This window comes from Sorangium sp. So ce131 (assembly GCF_051519095.1).
GTDB lineage: Bacteria > Myxococcota_A > Polyangia > Polyangiales > Polyangiaceae > Sorangium.
On sequence record NZ_CP150455.1, the window covers coordinates 9,321,339 to 9,334,839 of the forward strand.

Here is a 13,501-nt window from a genome sequence, read left to right on the forward strand (position 1 = left end):
CCGGCCCCCGCCGCGCGGACGCCGCCCGAAGCAGGCAGCACACGCCCCGAGCGGCTCAGTGATCCAGCATCCTGCCGTAGTGCTCGGCGATCGCAGTGCTCCCGAGGCGGGAGAAGAAGGAAGAATAGCAGATCCAGATCGCCAGCCCGTTCATGTCGTCGAACATCGGCGGGAGGTACGGCGGCGGGCGGACGATCCCATCGGTCACGTGCGCATACAGGATCGGGACGTCCTCGTGCGCGACCTTCCCCACGAAGAGGAACGGGATGAGCATCGCCCGATCGTGCTGAATGGCGGCGCGCATGAACGCGTAGTTGAGGACAATCCCTTTGCAGTAGCAGGCGTCCTTCGTGAACGGCGCCCCCCCCTCGAGCAGGCCGCCGCGGAAGACGCGCCGAGCATTCTGGAAGCACTCTTCTTCCTCGTAGCCCTCGGTGCGGTACCACTCGAACACGTCGAGGAACGACGCGCCATCCTCCGCCTTGTCCACCGCGAGGATGCGGTCGTTCAGCTTCTTCGCTCGGCGGGGAGTGCTCCTGAAGGTGAGGATCTCGACCAGGACCGCGAGCCCCTCCTGGACGGCCGTGGTGCGCGGCGGCCCCTTGGCCAGCCACCGCGCCACCGGCTGCGCCTGTCCGTTCAGGCTCGTCGCGACGTGGACCCACCCCTCGTGCGCCTCGAGGATGTCGACGTCGCTCTTGGAGAACATCGCGCCGCTCCGGATCTTCACGTAGTCGCTGCCGGCGGCGGCGTCCGCCAGGAGCGAGTCGTCCACCTGCACCCGGATCGACGCGCCGCCGAAGAAGCGGTCGAACCGGGCATTCAGCTCGATCGCCGCCATCTCCGCCGTGATCTCGCGCTGCTGCGGCGGACCGAGCCGCTCACCGCCGATCGCCGTCAGGAGGTCATAGAGCACGACCCCCATGTCCCGCACGCTCGTCTTTCCGTCGGGCAGCTTGTCCTTCGGGGAACCGTAGAGCTCGCGGGAGAGGGTGTAGAACGCCTTCGTGCCCCGCCCCATGAGCATGCGGACGGCCTGCCGGTACTCGTCCGCGGTCGTGCGGAGGATCTGCCCGAGCCGGTCGCGCTTTCCGAGCTCGCGCTCGGCGTCGCGGAGGATCTGCTCGATCTCGCGCAGCTTGGCCTCCGGGTCGAACCCGAGATCCTCCGCGTAGCTCACCCTGGGCAGCTCGCGCTGCCTCGAGCGGAGGAACTGCTCCTCGACGTCCGCATCCCATCGGAGCGCCTGAAGGATGCGGATCGGCCGCTGCGCGTCGAGCACACGCTGGGCGAGGTTCGCGAGGATCTCCTTGTAGGAGCGCCACGGCCCGGAGACCGGCGAGAGCGGCGCGCGCGGGATCGGCTCGTCGCGCAGGCTCAGCGACTCGAGCGGAGCCGACGGCGCCGCCGCGTTCGCTCCGCTGCCTTCGTGAGGGCCGCCTCGCCCCTCCGCCCCGGCGTCGCCCTCCGCCCTCGCGTCGCCCTCCGCCCTCGCGTCGCCCCCCGCCCCCGCGTCGCCCCCCGCCCCCGCGTCGACCCCCGCCCCCGCGTCGACCCCCGCCGCGCCGGCGCCGTTGCCGCGCGGGGCCTCCGCGGGAGCGCCTGCCGCGAGCTCGCGCTGAGCTTCTCCGTCCGCTTCGTGCGCCTCCCTCCTCTCCCGGGCCCCAGAGCTCTGCGCCATGACCCTCGATTGCTAACACCGGCTCACCTGCCGGATCAAACCTCACCCGAGCAGAACACGCGCCGCGGAGGGCGCGGGCTTCGCCCGGTCCTTGTCGGCATCGCGGCCTCGGGGTACGAGCCCTGCCTCATATGAGCGACCCCGAGCACAGGAAAGACGCCGCGCTGGCCGCCGACGAGGAGTCGAGCTCCCTCTCGGACGCCGCGCTCCTCGAGCGCACCGCGGACGGGGCCAGGCGGCTCCGTGCGGCGATCGCGGCGGCGGTGGTCGGGCAGGACGAGGTCGTCGAGGCGATGCTGATCACGCTCGCCGCGCGCGGCCATGCGCTGCTCGTCGGCGTCCCGGGCCTCGCCAAGACGCTGCTCGTCTCGTCGCTCGCCAAGGCGCTCGACCTCAGCTTCGGGCGCGTCCAGTTCACGCCGGACCTCTTGCCCGCCGACATCACCGGCACCGACGTGCTGCACGAGCAGCACGGATCCCGGAGCCTGCGCTTCCAGCCCGGGCCCATCTTCCACAACCTCGTCCTCGCCGACGAGGTGAACCGCACGCCGCCGAAGACCCAGGCCGCGCTGCTCGAGGCGATGCAGGAGCGCAAGGTGACCGTCGGGACCACCACGCACGCCCTCCCCGATCCCTTCCAGGTGTTCGCGACGCGAAACCCGATCGAGCAGGAGGGGACGTACCCCCTGCCCGAGGCGCAGCTCGATCGGTTCCTGCTCGAGATCCACGTCACGTACCCGAGCGAGGCCGAGGAGCGCGAGGTCGCGCGGCGGACGACGTCGGGCAAACCGCCGGCGATCGAGGCGGTGCTCAAGGCGGCGGAGGTGCGGGCGATCGGCCGCCTCATCCCGAGGATCCCGGTGACCGACGAGGCCGTGGATCTCGCGGTGCGCCTCACCAGGGCGACGCGGCCGGGGACGGAGCGCGCGGCGCAGGAGGTCCGGGACTACGTGCGCTACGGCGCAGGCCCGCGCGGCAGCCAGGCGCTCGTGATCGCCGCCAAGGCGCGCGCGGCGCTCCGCGGCGAAGCGGCCGCGGACGTGGACGACGTGAGGGCGCTGCTCATCCCCGCGCTGCGGCACCGGATCGTGCTCTCGTACCGCGCGGAAGCCGACGGCGTGCGCGACGTCGACGTGCTGAGCGCCGTCGAGCGATCGGTGCGCTGAGCACCGCCCCGAAGGGCTCAGCCCGTCGGCGCGGGGCGCCGCGTCGCGCGGCGGTCGCTAGCGGGACCGAGGCGCCTGTTGCGGCGCCTCCTTCATCGGGTTGACCGCCTTCATGGCCTTCACATCGAGGGAGAAGCGACAGACCCCCGGCCCGCGCCCGTCCCAGCTCACCGCCACGACGCCGCTCTTCTTCAGGCCCGTCCAGCCGACGTCGCCGAGCAGCGAGGTGACCAGGGTCGACAGGGACGGCTCGTGCCCCACGAGCGCCAGCGGCTGCGGCCCCTGATGCTGCGAGAGCAGCCGCAGGAGCTCGGCGGTGTCGCGCGACGGAGAGAGCTCGGCGACCACCGAGACCTCGGCCGTCAGCTCGGCGGCCTCGGCGAGGATCTCCGCGGTCTGCACGGAGCGCACGAGGGGGCTCGTCCAGATCGCGGCCGGGCGTCGGTCCTTCTGCTTCGCGAGCCACCGGGCGACCCGACGGGTGACCTTGCGGCCCTTGCCAGTCAACCAGCGACCGGCGTCGCCCAGCTCAGGCGCGTCATCGACGGCCTGGCCGTGACGAATGATGAGGATCTCCATGCGCAGACCTTAACCTGCCGAGCCGCCAGCGGGGGAGCGCCGCGCGCGGGGAATAAACGCAGCCGCCGGCAGGGGAGCGCCGCGCGCGGGGAGCGAGCGGGAGCGCCGCGGCGCGCCCGTCAGAACTCGCACTGGTGCGTCGTCACGTTGCAGTGCGACCCAGGAGCAACGAACGGGCAGATGCTCCCGAAGAAGCTGTCGCACGGCGGGCCGCAGCTGTACGAAGTGTGCGTGTAGCAGATCTGTCCACCGTCGCAGTCGGCGTCCGAGGCGCACCGGCAGTTGAAGTCGTCGGGGATCCCGTTGCCGTTCTCGTCGGCGCCGTCGCAGCACTCTGTCACGTAGAAGTCGCTTGCGCTGCAGTCCTCGTCGGCACAGTCGATCGCGCCGTCGCAGTCGTTGTCGAGCCCGTCGCTGCACGCGGCGGTTCCGAACTCGGGGCCGGGGTCGGCTCCGCGGGCGCAGCGCCGGCAAGGGCCGAAGGTGGCGCAGCCGGGATCAGCGCAGTCGACGTAGTGATCGCCGTCGTTGTCCAGCTCGTCGTTGCAGACCTCGGGCGGGTTCGGGGCGATCTCGACGTTGAGCACGAAGGGCCCCTCGTTCGCGCCGCTCGCCGGATCGATCGTGAAGCCGTCGAGGAAGACGAAGTACGTGCCCGGGTACAGGATGGTGAAGTCGATCAGGGAGGACCACGCGGCGCCGCCGCTGTCGTCGTCGCAGGCGATCTCCCGACCGGAGTCGCAGATGCCGGTGCGGACGTAGAGCACCGAGTCGAAGCTCGATCCGACCGAGTCGAGGTGCACGCGCGACGGCGCGGTGAGCACGAAGTAGAAGACCGCCTCGCCGGCGTCGCCGCCGCACGCGCCGCGGGTCTCGCTCACGTGGCCGGTGGTGTCGCCCGTGTAGGTCCCGGTCCCGGGGATGAGCTTCGGGGACAGGCAGTTCGCCTGCTGGAGCACGCACCTCGGGTTGCTCGCGCAGTCCGGATCCTGGCAGTCCACGAGGGCGTCGCGGTCGTCGTCGAGGCCGTTGTTGCACTGCTCCGGCGTCGGCGCGCAGCGCGGCGCGAAGGTGCAGGCCGTGTCCGCGCAGTCGACGCGCTCGTCGCAGTTGTTGTCGATGCCGTCGTCGCAGATCTCCGGCACGCAGACGTCGCAGGCCGGCGCGTTGATGCAGTGCGGGTCGGCGCAGTCGACGCGCCCGTCGCAGTCGTTGTCGACGCCGTCCTGACACCGCTCCGGCGAGCCGGGCGGGATACACGCGCAGGGGAAGACGCCGCGGCAGTCCGGATCGCCGCAGTCGACCAGGAGGTCGCAGTCGTCGTCCGCGCCGTTGTCGCAGCGCTCTCCCTGGATCGCGCAGCCGCACAGCGCGTCGGAGCCGCAGTCGAGGTCGTCGCAGTCGAACGCGCCGTCGCAGTCGTCGTCGAAGCCGTTGCCGCACTTCCCGAGTTCGCTCGCGGAGCATCCGCAGGCGGGGGTGCCGGCGCAGTCCACGTCGAAGCAGTCGACGATGGTGTCGCAGTCGTCGTCGACGCCGTTGTCGCAGCGCTCTCCGGCGGGGCTCGGCGCGCAGCCGCAGGTCTCTGCAGCGGCGCACGCGGGGTCGAAGCAGTCGGCGACGCCGTTGCAGTCGTTGTCGGCCGCGTCCGTGCAGATCTCCGGCGCGCCCGGCCGGACGGACGGGTTGACGTCGTTGCAGTCGCCCCCGCCGCAGATCGCCGGGCCCTCGCCGTCCCCGTCGTCGTCGCGCGGGCGGTGCACGCAGCCGCCCTCCTCGCACGCGTCGCTGGTGCAGGCGTCGCCGTCGTCGCAGTCCGTCGGGCCGCCGCACGCCGGCGCGCCGCCAGCGCCGCCGTTACCGCCGCCGCCGTTCGACGACGTCGACACGTCCGCGCTGGTGGTGCTCGCGGCGCCGCCGGAGCCGCCCCCGCCCGCGTCGGGGAGCTCGAGGAGGCTCGTCCTGCCGCAGGCTCCCATCGAGGCGGCGAGGGCCGCGAACGCCCCCGCCGCGAAGAGACATCGTCGGAACGTTCGGGGCCACGACGGCTCCCTCCCGACCCCTGCTGAAGAGCCCGGCTTCATCTCTCACCCTCTCGCACCGGCCGCATGGGCCCACGCTTCAGCCCACTCTACACGCCTGCGTTTCCAGAGAAGCAAAGTTTGAGCCCCCGGCGCCCCCGTGTCGCTGGATGGAGGAGACCCGTGCCACGGGCGACACAACTGAAAAATTCTTGCAAGAACGAATGATGGTGCTGGTGCTGCGGTCCTTCCCGGGAGCGACTCGGGGCAGTTGCGGGTCGATGCTTCCGCGTGTAACGAGGCCCGGTGGGAGCGCAGCTCCAGATCGAGTACGAACGTCCGCCTCCTGGGCTTCAGCGCGGCCGTTATCCTGCGCCATCCTGGGCCATCCTGGCGATCGGCGCCGCCGTGGTGCTCGGGGCGGTCGTCTTCCTGATCCGGCGGGCGCGCAGCGCGTCGCGCGCGAGGAAGGGGGGCGAGCCGCCGGTGTCGCGGCGCCGGTGAGAGGCGGGCGCCCGGGTCGCTCCCCGCAAAGGATCGACCGCCGGTGCGATCGCAGGTTGACACCCGGCAGACCGGACCGGTAGGCACCATTGAGGGACGCGCTCCCGGTCGGCTGATGTAGAGTGCCGCCCGAGCGGGCGACGAGCCCGCAACAACCGGGGCCCAGGACGCGGCGTCAGCGACGCCCCGCTGGGTCCCGAAGGACGCCGCGCAAACTGCGGCCCGTGGGTACATGGCACCGATCGAACGTGGCGTTGAGCTTGTACAGCGCGTGATCGCGCAACTGAAGAAGCGCCCTTCCAGCCATGCCGCCGTGGGAGCGAGCCAGGCGGCCCTCGACGCGCTCGAGTCGAAGCTGATGGTCGAGCTGCCGCCCACGCTGCGGGCGTTCCTCGAGTTCGATTTCACGTTCGCCAGCCTGGGCCCCCGGTTCAAGGGGCGGCATCGCTTCGGGAAGGATCCCTCGGCGCCGCGGCCGAAGCTCACCTCCGTGCGCAAGCTGGCCGAGGCGAAGACGGACCTCGGCTGGACCGAGTCGCGGCTCCGGGGCAAGGTCGTGCGGCTGCCCAACCTCGCCGGTCAGCCGTGGAACGCGCTCTACCTCGGCGAGGCCCGGCGCGACGGCGAGCTCGTCATCCTCGGCCTCGACAACGAGGACACGAACGTCCGGGTGTTCCCGCGCTACACGGCGTTCGACCTGTACCTCGTCGAGCAGTGCGGCCTGGCCAGGCTGTCCGAAGGGCATCGGCTGGAGGATCTCGAGTCGCACGTCGCGCTCAACCCGGAGCTCGGGACCGCCGAAGAGGACGACGAGGGCGATACGGAGTATTGATCACGCCCGAGCCGCCGCCTCCAGGCCGGCCCCGCTCGGCTGCGGACGAGGCCCGTGACGAACGCGACGGCTGACGGAGCGGACGCGATCCACCTCCAGGTGGTCAACGGAGACCCCCGCGACCGGCTCGACAAGCTGGTCGTCCACCTGCTCGAGCGCGCCGGCCGCGCGACCTCGCGGGCGGCGGTGCAGCGATGGATCGCCGCGGGGCGGATCCTCGTCGACGGGGAGCCGGCGCGCGCGTCGATCGCGGTGCGCGCGGGCGCGGCGATCGAGGTCCGGCCGGAAGAGCCGCCGCCCGCGGCCGCCGCCGCCGAGCCCGAGGTGGCCGTGCCCGTGGTGTACGAGGACGAGCACCTGCTCGTGATCGACAAGCCGCCGGGCCTCGTCGTGCACCCGGCGCCCGGGCACGGCTCGGGCACGCTGGTCAACGGCCTGCTCGCGCTGCCGGGGTTCGCCCTGGCGCCCGCGGACCCGCGCGATCCGATGGGCCACGTCCGCCCGGGGATCGTGCACCGGCTCGACCGAGGCACGAGCGGGCTGCTCGTCGTGGCCAAGGACGAGCGCACGCGCGAGGCGCTCAAGGAGCGGTTCGCCAGGCACGCGATCGAGCGGGAGTACGTCGCGATCGCGGTCGGCGAGGCGCGCGACGCCACGTACGACACGCTCCACGGACGCCACCCGACCGACAGGCTCCGCTTCACGTCGTGGCCCCGCGGCGAGGCCGGCGCGACGGGGGCGAGCGCGCCGCGCCGCGCGGTGACGCACGTCCGGGCGCTCGAGCGGCTCGGGGGCGCGGCGACGGTCGTGGCGTGCTCGCTCGAGACGGGCCGCACCCACCAGATCCGGGTCCACCTCGCCGAGCGCAGCAGGACGCCCGTGCTCGGAGATCCCCTCTACGGCAAGCCGCCGAAGCGGCAGGACGTGCGGGCGATCGCCGAGGAGCTCGGGCGGCAGGCCCTGCACGCGCGCGTGCTCGGGTTCATCCACCCCGCGACGCAGGCGCCGGTGCGCTGGGAGAGCGCGCCGCCGGCGGACATGCAGCGGGCGCTCGACCGCCTGCGGAAGCTCGCTACCAGATCTTCGATTTGATGTGGCCCTTGGACTTGATCAGGATGTCCACGAGGGCGCGGTCGTAGAAATTCTTCTGGTAGAGGTCGGGCGAGACGCGGCTCTTGTAGAGCGCGCGCCCCTCCTCGATCTCCTCGGACAGGACGGTGAAGAGGTCATCCTGCTGGATGCCCTGCACGATCTTCTCCTCGTTGTAGAGCGAGAGATCGCTTGCGATGGCGCGCGCCAGGCGTCGCGCAGCCTCTTCCGTTTCAATCAAGGGCATCGGTCTCTCCTCCAGGGTTCACGGGCCGGGGGCACGCGCTCCCGAGCCGAAGGGCGCCTAGGATGCAGCAGCGCGGGCGGCGCTGTCAAAGTCGCTCGTCTCTTGGGCCGCGCGGCGGCGCGAAGACCGCGCCGCCCGCTCCCGACGGCGCGCCGGCGCGAGGCGGGTCCGAGCTCTGCCGCGTCGCGGCGAGCCCGGCGAGCCCCGAGAGCAGCGGGAACGCGACGAGCGCGTAGCGGCCCGCGCCGAAGAACACGGCGTGCGTGAGCGCCGTCGCCGCGAGGACGGCGAGCGCGGCGCCCGCGAGCACCGGCGCCCGGAGCAGCGCGCGCCCCTGCAGCGACGCGAGGGCGAGGAGCGCGACGTAGCCCACCCAGGCGTGCACGTGCAGCGCGGCGGCGACCCCGACGGCGAGCAGCGCGAGCCGGGCGACCGCGAGCGCGCGCGGAGCGAGCGAGGGCCCGGGCGCGCGGCCATCGGGCGCGCGCGTGTGGGCCGCGCGGCCATCGGGCGCGCGCGTGTGAGCCGCGCGCGCAGCCCACACGAGGGCGAGGAGGAGGACGACGCGCTCGAAGACGGTCTCGACGGCGCCGAGCGCTACCTTGTGGGCCTCGCCGAAGGCCGCCGGGTTCGAGGCGTGCAGGTACCACCCGGCGGCGCCGCAGTAGTCGAACGTCGCGGCCAGCTTGCGCGGCACGAGCCCGAGCCAGGCGCCCGGGTGCTGCGCGATGAAGCGGCGCGCCTCGCGGCCGAAGCAGGTGTCCTTGCCGGCCTCGTCGAAGACCTCGCGGCACGCCTCCGGCACCTGGATCGGCGCCCAGGCGCCGGTGGAGGCCGGGTCGGCGCCGATGAGCAGGTTCCAGCCGCCGTTCACGCTGACGAGCGCGCACTGGTTCATCCGCGCGCAGTTGCGCGCGGTCCAGGGCGCGCAGACGAGGAGCGCGGTGATCAGCGTCAGCAGGATCGGCGCCGCGCCGCGCGCCGCCCGCGCCCGGAGCGGCGCGCCGTCCGGCGGGGCGAGCGCGCGAGGGGAGCCGCCGGGCAGCGGGCCCGAGAGCGCGAGGACGGCGAACGCGGGGGCGAGCACGAGCGCCTGCGGGCGGACGAGGGTGGCCGCGCCGACGAGCAGGCCGATGACGGCGAACGGGGCCAGCGCCGGGCGGCGATCGCGCGCCCACGCGGAGGCCCACGCGGCGCAGGCGACCAGCGATCCCGTGACGCCCTCCGTCATGAGGGCGGGGGTGTACGCGACGAGCCCCGGATGGATCGCCACGAGCGCGCCCGAGAGCGCCGGCACGGCGCGCGACCGCGGCGCAGCGCGGGCCGCGAGCCTGTGGACGGCGAGCGCCGCCAGCGCGCCGAGCGCGGCGTTGAGCAGCATCGCGACCGCGGGGTGCGCGCCGACCAGCGCGTACAGCGCGCCGACGGCGCCCGGGTAGCCGACCGGGTAATGCGCGGCGTACGTGACGACGCCGTCGGGCCACAGCCACGTGTAGCCGAGCCCCGCCGCGATCCGCTCGGCGATGCGCTGGTAGTAGGTGCCGTCGGCGGTGGGCGGGAAGCGCCCAGCCGCCCAGGCGACGACGGCGACCCGCGCGGCGAGGGCGAGGGCGAAGACGGCGAGCGCGTCGCGCCGGCGCGCGCCGGCGAAGGCGTCGCCGCTCATGAGCCGCGCGGACGGGGCAGCGGGAAGCGCGCGAGCAAGCCGGTGGCCCGCAGCGCCGCGATCACCTCGCACGCGGGCAGACCGACGACGTTGGAGTAGGATCCGTCGATGCGCGCGACCGCGAAGGCGCCGAGGCCCTGGATGGCGTAGGCGCCGGCCTTGTCGAGCCCCTCGCCGGTGGCCGCGTACGACGCGACCTCGTCGTCGCCGAGATCGCGGAAGCGCACCTGCGTCGTGACGGTCTCGGCGTGGAGCGGCCCGTCGAGACCGGGGGTGGCCCGAGGAGCGAGCTCGACCTGGCCGCCGCCGGCGATCGCGAAGCGCGTCCACACCTGGTGCTCGCGGCCCGACAGGGCGCCGAGCATGGCGCGCGCGTCCGCTTCGTCCCGCGGCTTGCCGAGGATGGCGTCGCCGAGGATGACCGCGGTGTCGGCGACCAGGACAGCGCCGGCTCCGGCCGCCTGCGCCAGCCGACGCGCGGCCTCGAGCTTGGCCAGCGTGACGCGCTCCAGGTAGGCCGCGGGCGCCTCGCCGGGGCGCCGCGTCTCGTCGACGTCGGCCGCCGCGACGCGGAGGGGCAGGCCGAGCGTGGTCAGGATCTCTCGCCGGCGCGGCGAGCCGGAGCCGAGCAGGAGCGGGTGCGCGTCGTCGATCATGGGCGTGCTGGCGGCGGGGGCGCCGGCCCCGGCGGGCGTGGTCCTAGCACGGCCCGGAGCGACCGCGGAATGCAGCGCAGCCCGGCGCCTCGGGCGCCCTCTGGATCGCGCCGAGACGATTGCTGTTTTGACTCTCACCCGGTCAGTAGTAGAGGGTCGGGCGCGATGCGCGCCAACCGGAGGGTGCCAGCACGATCGAGCCTCCCGCTGCTGGTGGCCTCTGGGATGTTCGCGGCGGGTCTCCTCCCGGCGACGGCGCGCGCGGACGAGTGTGCGCCCGCCCATGGGCTGTCGGGCTGCATCGACGCCGACAACCTCTGGCCTCACGCCGGCGGCGGCCCCTTCCTCGCCGTGGGGAGCACGGCGACGGCCCCGAGCGCGAAGGCCTCGTTCGGCCTCGTGGCGAGCTACCTGTCGAGGCCGGTGGGCCTGCGCGCCAGCTCGCCGGACCCCGGCGGGACGATCATCCACGCGCTGGACAACATGGTCGACGCGACCTTCCTGTGGTCGCTCGGGCTCACCGATCGCCTCGAGGTCACGATCGCCGCGCCCGTCACCCTGTACCAGGACGGCGCCGGCTTCGCCGATGTCCTCGGCACCGACAAGACGCTACCGCGCAGCGTGCTGCGCGACGCGCGCCTCGGCGCCGCGCTCGCGATCGTGCCGCCGCCCCGGCGCGGTCCGCTCGACGGCTTCTCGCTCGCCGCGCGCGCCGAGCTCGCGCTGCCCACCGGCGATGAGACGGTGTTCGCGAGCGCCGGGACCGTCACGTTCGCGCCGAGCGTCGCGGCGGCGTACCGGCTCGACAGGCTGCAGATCGGGGCCGAGATCGGGGCGCGGCTCCGCGGATCGAGCAGGCTGGCGGACGCCGAGATCGGCTCCCAGCTCCTCGGCGCGCTCGGGGCCGCGTACGACGTGCTGCCGGGCCGCTGGCTCACGGCGAGCGCCGAGGTGTTCGCCCTCGGCACGCTCGCCGAGCAGCCCGGCGGGGGCGGGGCGCTGGTGCCGGCCGAGTGGATCGTCTCGGCCACGAGCGCCCCGCTGCTCGCCGGCGATGTGTCGCTGTCCGCCGGCGGCGGCGGCGCCGTCCCCGTCGCCTCCGAGGGCGCGCTGACCGCGCCGCGCTTCCGGTTCAACCTGGCGCTCCGGTACGCGCCGACGGGGCGCGACGTGGACGCGGACGGCGTCCTGGACCGCGACGACCAGTGCCCGTCCGCCGCGGAGGATCGCGACGGCTTCCAGGACGGCGACGGCTGCCCCGAGGACGACAACGACGGCGACCGCATCCCCGACGGGCGCGACCAGTGCCGGGACGAGCCCGAGACCATCGACGGCTTCCAGGACGGCGACGGCTGCCCCGACGCGGACGACGACAAGGACGGCGTCCCGGACGACACCGACAGCTGCCGGAACGCCGCGGAGGATCGCGACGGCTTCCAGGACGGCGACGGCTGCCCCGAGGACGACAACGACGGCGACGGGATCAAGGACGAGCGCGACACGTGCCCGAACGGCGCGGAGGACGTCGACGGCTTCAGAGACGGCGACGGCTGCCCGGATCCCGACAACGACATCGACCAGGTCCCCGACGCCAGCGATCAGTGTCCGGACGAGCAGGAGGATCGCGACGGCTTCCAGGACGGCGACGGCTGCCCCGAACGCGACAACGACGAGGACGGCGTCGCCGACGCGGCCGACGCGTGCCCCACGACCGCCGAGACGATCGACGGCACGGCGGACGCCGACGGCTGCCCCGAGCCGAACGGCAAGTCCCTGCCGCGGTGGTCCGGCGATCAGGTCGCGCTGGACGGCCTTGTACGCTTCCCTGCGGGAAGCGCGCGTGTACCGCCGGCGCTCGCGTCCCAGCTCGGCATGATGGCCCAGCTCCTGCGCGGGCGGATGCCCCTCGATGTCGTCATCGTGGAGGCCTACCCCGATCGCGCGGGCGACGTGTCGGCGCGCGCGGTGGAGCTCGCCGGCGCGCGCGCGAGCGCCGTCAAAGAGATCCTCGCCGGGGCCGGCATCCCGGCGGACCGGATCACCGCCGCCGCCGGCGACCCCTCAGCTACGCGCGCGCCGGGCGCGCCCCAGATCGAGATGACTGCCACCCGGGCTCGGCGCCCGGAAGCAACCCCCCGCGCGCCGGGCGCGTCCTCCTCGTCGACCGGAGAGAAGAAACTGCGATGAACGTCCTCGAGGCACGCCGTGCCCGTCATTTGATCATCCGCCTCGATCGGGGCGAAGAGCTCCCCGCTGCCTTGGTGCGCGCCCTCGACGAGGTGGAAGCGCGCGCCGGCTGGATCCAGGGAACAGGCTCGCTCGAGAGGGCGGAGATCGCGCTGTTCGATCAAGCCTCCCGCACCTACGCGAAGGCGCGGGTCCTCGACGGTCCCTGCGACGTGGTGGCGCTCTCGGGGAGCATCGCGCAGCAGCAGGGCGAGACATCGCTCCGCCTGTCGGCCACGCTCGCCCGGGAGTCCGGCGTCGGCCTGCAGCTGGCTGGCGGCGAGCTCGTGTGGGCGCGCGTCTACGGGCTCGAGCTCCACGTCACCACGTTCGACGACCTGCCGCTCGTGCGGACGCCTGACGAACGCACCGGCCTCCTGCAGCTCGCGGCCCAGTCGACCACCCTCCCTGCGCCCGCGAGTGAGCCGCCCCGCGCCGCGCCCCCTGCGCCGGCCGCGGATCCTCCGCGCGCCGCGCCCCCGGCCGTCGCCGTCGAGGCTCCCCGCGCCGCGCCCCCGGCGCCGGTCGTGGATCCTCCGCGCGCCGCGCCCCCGGCCGCTGCCGTCGAGCCTGCCGCCGCGCCGGTGCTGCAGCGACCGGTCCGTCCTCGCCAGGAGGAGGAGACGGTGTACCCGGAGGTGGGCGACAGCGTGACCCACTTCCACTTCGGCGAGTGCATCGTGATCAGCTCGGACGGCGAGCGGATCCGCCTCCGCCAGGAGCGCGACGGCCGGGTGCGCGAGGTCTCGCTGACGATGCTCCGCATCGAGCCGCCCACCGTGGACCCGGCGACCGGCAGGAAGCACTTCCGCCTCGCACGCAAGAACTGAACGG

12 protein-coding genes are annotated in these 13,501 nt (G+C 73.8%); 6 read left to right on the plus strand and 6 right to left on the minus strand.

Features of this window, described 5'->3' with window-relative positions:
• Window positions 1-55 precede the first annotated feature (55 nt).
• Window positions 56-1,681, minus strand: a complete 1,626-nt coding sequence (locus WMF43_RS33680) for a flavohemoglobin expression-modulating QEGLA motif protein (RefSeq protein ID WP_437671022.1) — start codon at window positions 1,679-1,681, stop codon at window positions 56-58.
• Between the two features lie 131 nt (window positions 1,682-1,812).
• Between WMF43_RS33680 and WMF43_RS33685 the strand changes: the two genes are divergently transcribed.
• On the plus strand, window positions 1,813-2,847 hold the full coding sequence (locus WMF43_RS33685; protein ID WP_437671023.1) for an AAA family ATPase: 1,035 nt from the start codon (window positions 1,813-1,815) through the stop codon (window positions 2,845-2,847).
• 57 nt (window positions 2,848-2,904) lie between these two features.
• On the opposite strand, the gene sixA is transcribed toward WMF43_RS33685, so the two are convergent.
• Together sixA and WMF43_RS33695 are read right to left on the minus strand one after the other, a co-directional pair.
• The gene (gene sixA / locus WMF43_RS33690; protein WP_437671024.1) at window positions 2,905-3,426 is read right to left on the minus strand and encodes a phosphohistidine phosphatase SixA; all 522 of its coding nucleotides are present in this window, start codon (window positions 3,424-3,426) and stop codon (window positions 2,905-2,907) included.
• Window positions 3,427-3,545: 119 nt separating this feature from the next.
• Window positions 3,546-5,405 (minus strand): MopE-related protein, encoded by a 1,860-nt coding sequence (locus tag WMF43_RS33695; protein ID WP_437671025.1) that lies wholly within the window; start codon window positions 5,403-5,405, stop codon window positions 3,546-3,548.
• Window positions 5,406-5,753: 348 nt separating this feature from the next.
• On the opposite strand from WMF43_RS33695, the gene WMF43_RS33700 reads away from it, so the two are divergent.
• The 3 genes from WMF43_RS33700 to WMF43_RS33710 all read left to right on the plus strand — a co-directional run bounded on the left by WMF43_RS33700 (window position 5,754) and on the right by WMF43_RS33710 (window position 7,875).
• Window positions 5,754-5,951: a hypothetical protein gene (locus tag WMF43_RS33700; protein WP_437671026.1), complete on the plus strand. Its 198-nt coding sequence runs from the start codon at window positions 5,754-5,756 to the stop codon at window positions 5,949-5,951.
• Window positions 5,952-6,222: 271 nt separating this feature from the next.
• Window positions 6,223-6,783 (plus strand): SMI1/KNR4 family protein, encoded by a 561-nt coding sequence (locus WMF43_RS33705; protein WP_437671027.1) that lies wholly within the window; start codon window positions 6,223-6,225, stop codon window positions 6,781-6,783.
• Between the two features lie 54 nt (window positions 6,784-6,837).
• Window positions 6,838-7,875, plus strand: a complete 1,038-nt coding sequence (locus tag WMF43_RS33710) for an RluA family pseudouridine synthase (RefSeq protein ID WP_437671028.1) — start codon at window positions 6,838-6,840, stop codon at window positions 7,873-7,875.
• Here the strand turns inward: WMF43_RS33710 and WMF43_RS33715 are convergent.
• The 3 genes from WMF43_RS33715 to WMF43_RS33725 form a co-directional block, all read right to left on the minus strand.
• Window positions 7,856-8,119 (minus strand): hypothetical protein, encoded by a 264-nt coding sequence (locus tag WMF43_RS33715; protein WP_012238561.1) that lies wholly within the window; start codon window positions 8,117-8,119, stop codon window positions 7,856-7,858. The two genes, WMF43_RS33710 and WMF43_RS33715, sit on opposite strands and share 20 nt — an antisense overlap.
• Window positions 8,120-8,204: 85 nt before the next feature.
• Window positions 8,205-9,785, minus strand: coding sequence for a hypothetical protein (locus tag WMF43_RS33720; protein ID WP_437671029.1), 1,581 nt, complete (start codon window positions 9,783-9,785; stop codon window positions 8,205-8,207).
• Window positions 9,782-10,441 carry a Maf family protein gene (locus WMF43_RS33725; RefSeq protein WP_437671030.1) on the minus strand — a complete coding sequence of 220 codons (660 nt, stop codon included), beginning with the start codon at window positions 10,439-10,441 and terminating at the stop codon, window positions 9,782-9,784. Before WMF43_RS33725 ends, WMF43_RS33720 begins: the two co-directional genes overlap by 4 nt.
• Before the next feature lie 225 nt (window positions 10,442-10,666).
• Between WMF43_RS33725 and WMF43_RS33730 the strand changes: the two genes are divergently transcribed.
• Both WMF43_RS33730 and WMF43_RS33735 read left to right on the plus strand, forming a co-directional pair.
• The gene (locus WMF43_RS33730) at window positions 10,667-12,628 is read left to right on the plus strand and encodes a thrombospondin type 3 repeat-containing protein (RefSeq protein WP_437671031.1); all 1,962 of its coding nucleotides are present in this window, start codon (window positions 10,667-10,669) and stop codon (window positions 12,626-12,628) included.
• The gene (locus WMF43_RS33735; RefSeq protein ID WP_437671032.1) at window positions 12,625-13,497 is read left to right on the plus strand and encodes a PPC domain-containing DNA-binding protein; all 873 of its coding nucleotides are present in this window, start codon (window positions 12,625-12,627) and stop codon (window positions 13,495-13,497) included. The genes WMF43_RS33730 and WMF43_RS33735 overlap by 4 nt, the downstream gene beginning before the upstream one ends.
• Window positions 13,498-13,501: the final 4 nt, after the last annotated feature.

What these genes read in the sequence shown, in the direction of transcription:
- WMF43_RS33680 (WP_437671022.1), bottom strand. Translation starts at nt 1,681, where the DNA reads ATGGCGCAGAGCTCTGGGGCCCGGGAGAGGAGGGAGGCGCACGAAGCG.
- WMF43_RS33685 (WP_437671023.1), top strand. Translation starts at nt 1,813, where the DNA reads ATGAGCGACCCCGAGCACAGGAAAGACGCCGCGCTGGCCGCCGACGAG.
- sixA (WP_437671024.1), bottom strand. Translation starts at nt 3,426, where the DNA reads ATGGAGATCCTCATCATTCGTCACGGCCAGGCCGTCGATGACGCGCCT.
- WMF43_RS33695 (WP_437671025.1), bottom strand. Translation starts at nt 5,405, where the DNA reads ATGGGAGCCTGCGGCAGGACGAGCCTCCTCGAGCTCCCCGACGCGGGC.
- WMF43_RS33715 (WP_012238561.1), bottom strand. Translation starts at nt 8,119, where the DNA reads ATGCCCTTGATTGAAACGGAAGAGGCTGCGCGACGCCTGGCGCGCGCC.
- WMF43_RS33720 (WP_437671029.1), bottom strand. Translation starts at nt 9,785, where the DNA reads ATGAGCGGCGACGCCTTCGCCGGCGCGCGCCGGCGCGACGCGCTCGCC.
- WMF43_RS33725 (WP_437671030.1), bottom strand. Translation starts at nt 10,441, where the DNA reads ATGATCGACGACGCGCACCCGCTCCTGCTCGGCTCCGGCTCGCCGCGC.
- WMF43_RS33730 (WP_437671031.1), top strand. Translation starts at nt 10,667, where the DNA reads ATGTTCGCGGCGGGTCTCCTCCCGGCGACGGCGCGCGCGGACGAGTGT.
- WMF43_RS33735 (WP_437671032.1), top strand. Translation starts at nt 12,625, where the DNA reads ATGAACGTCCTCGAGGCACGCCGTGCCCGTCATTTGATCATCCGCCTC.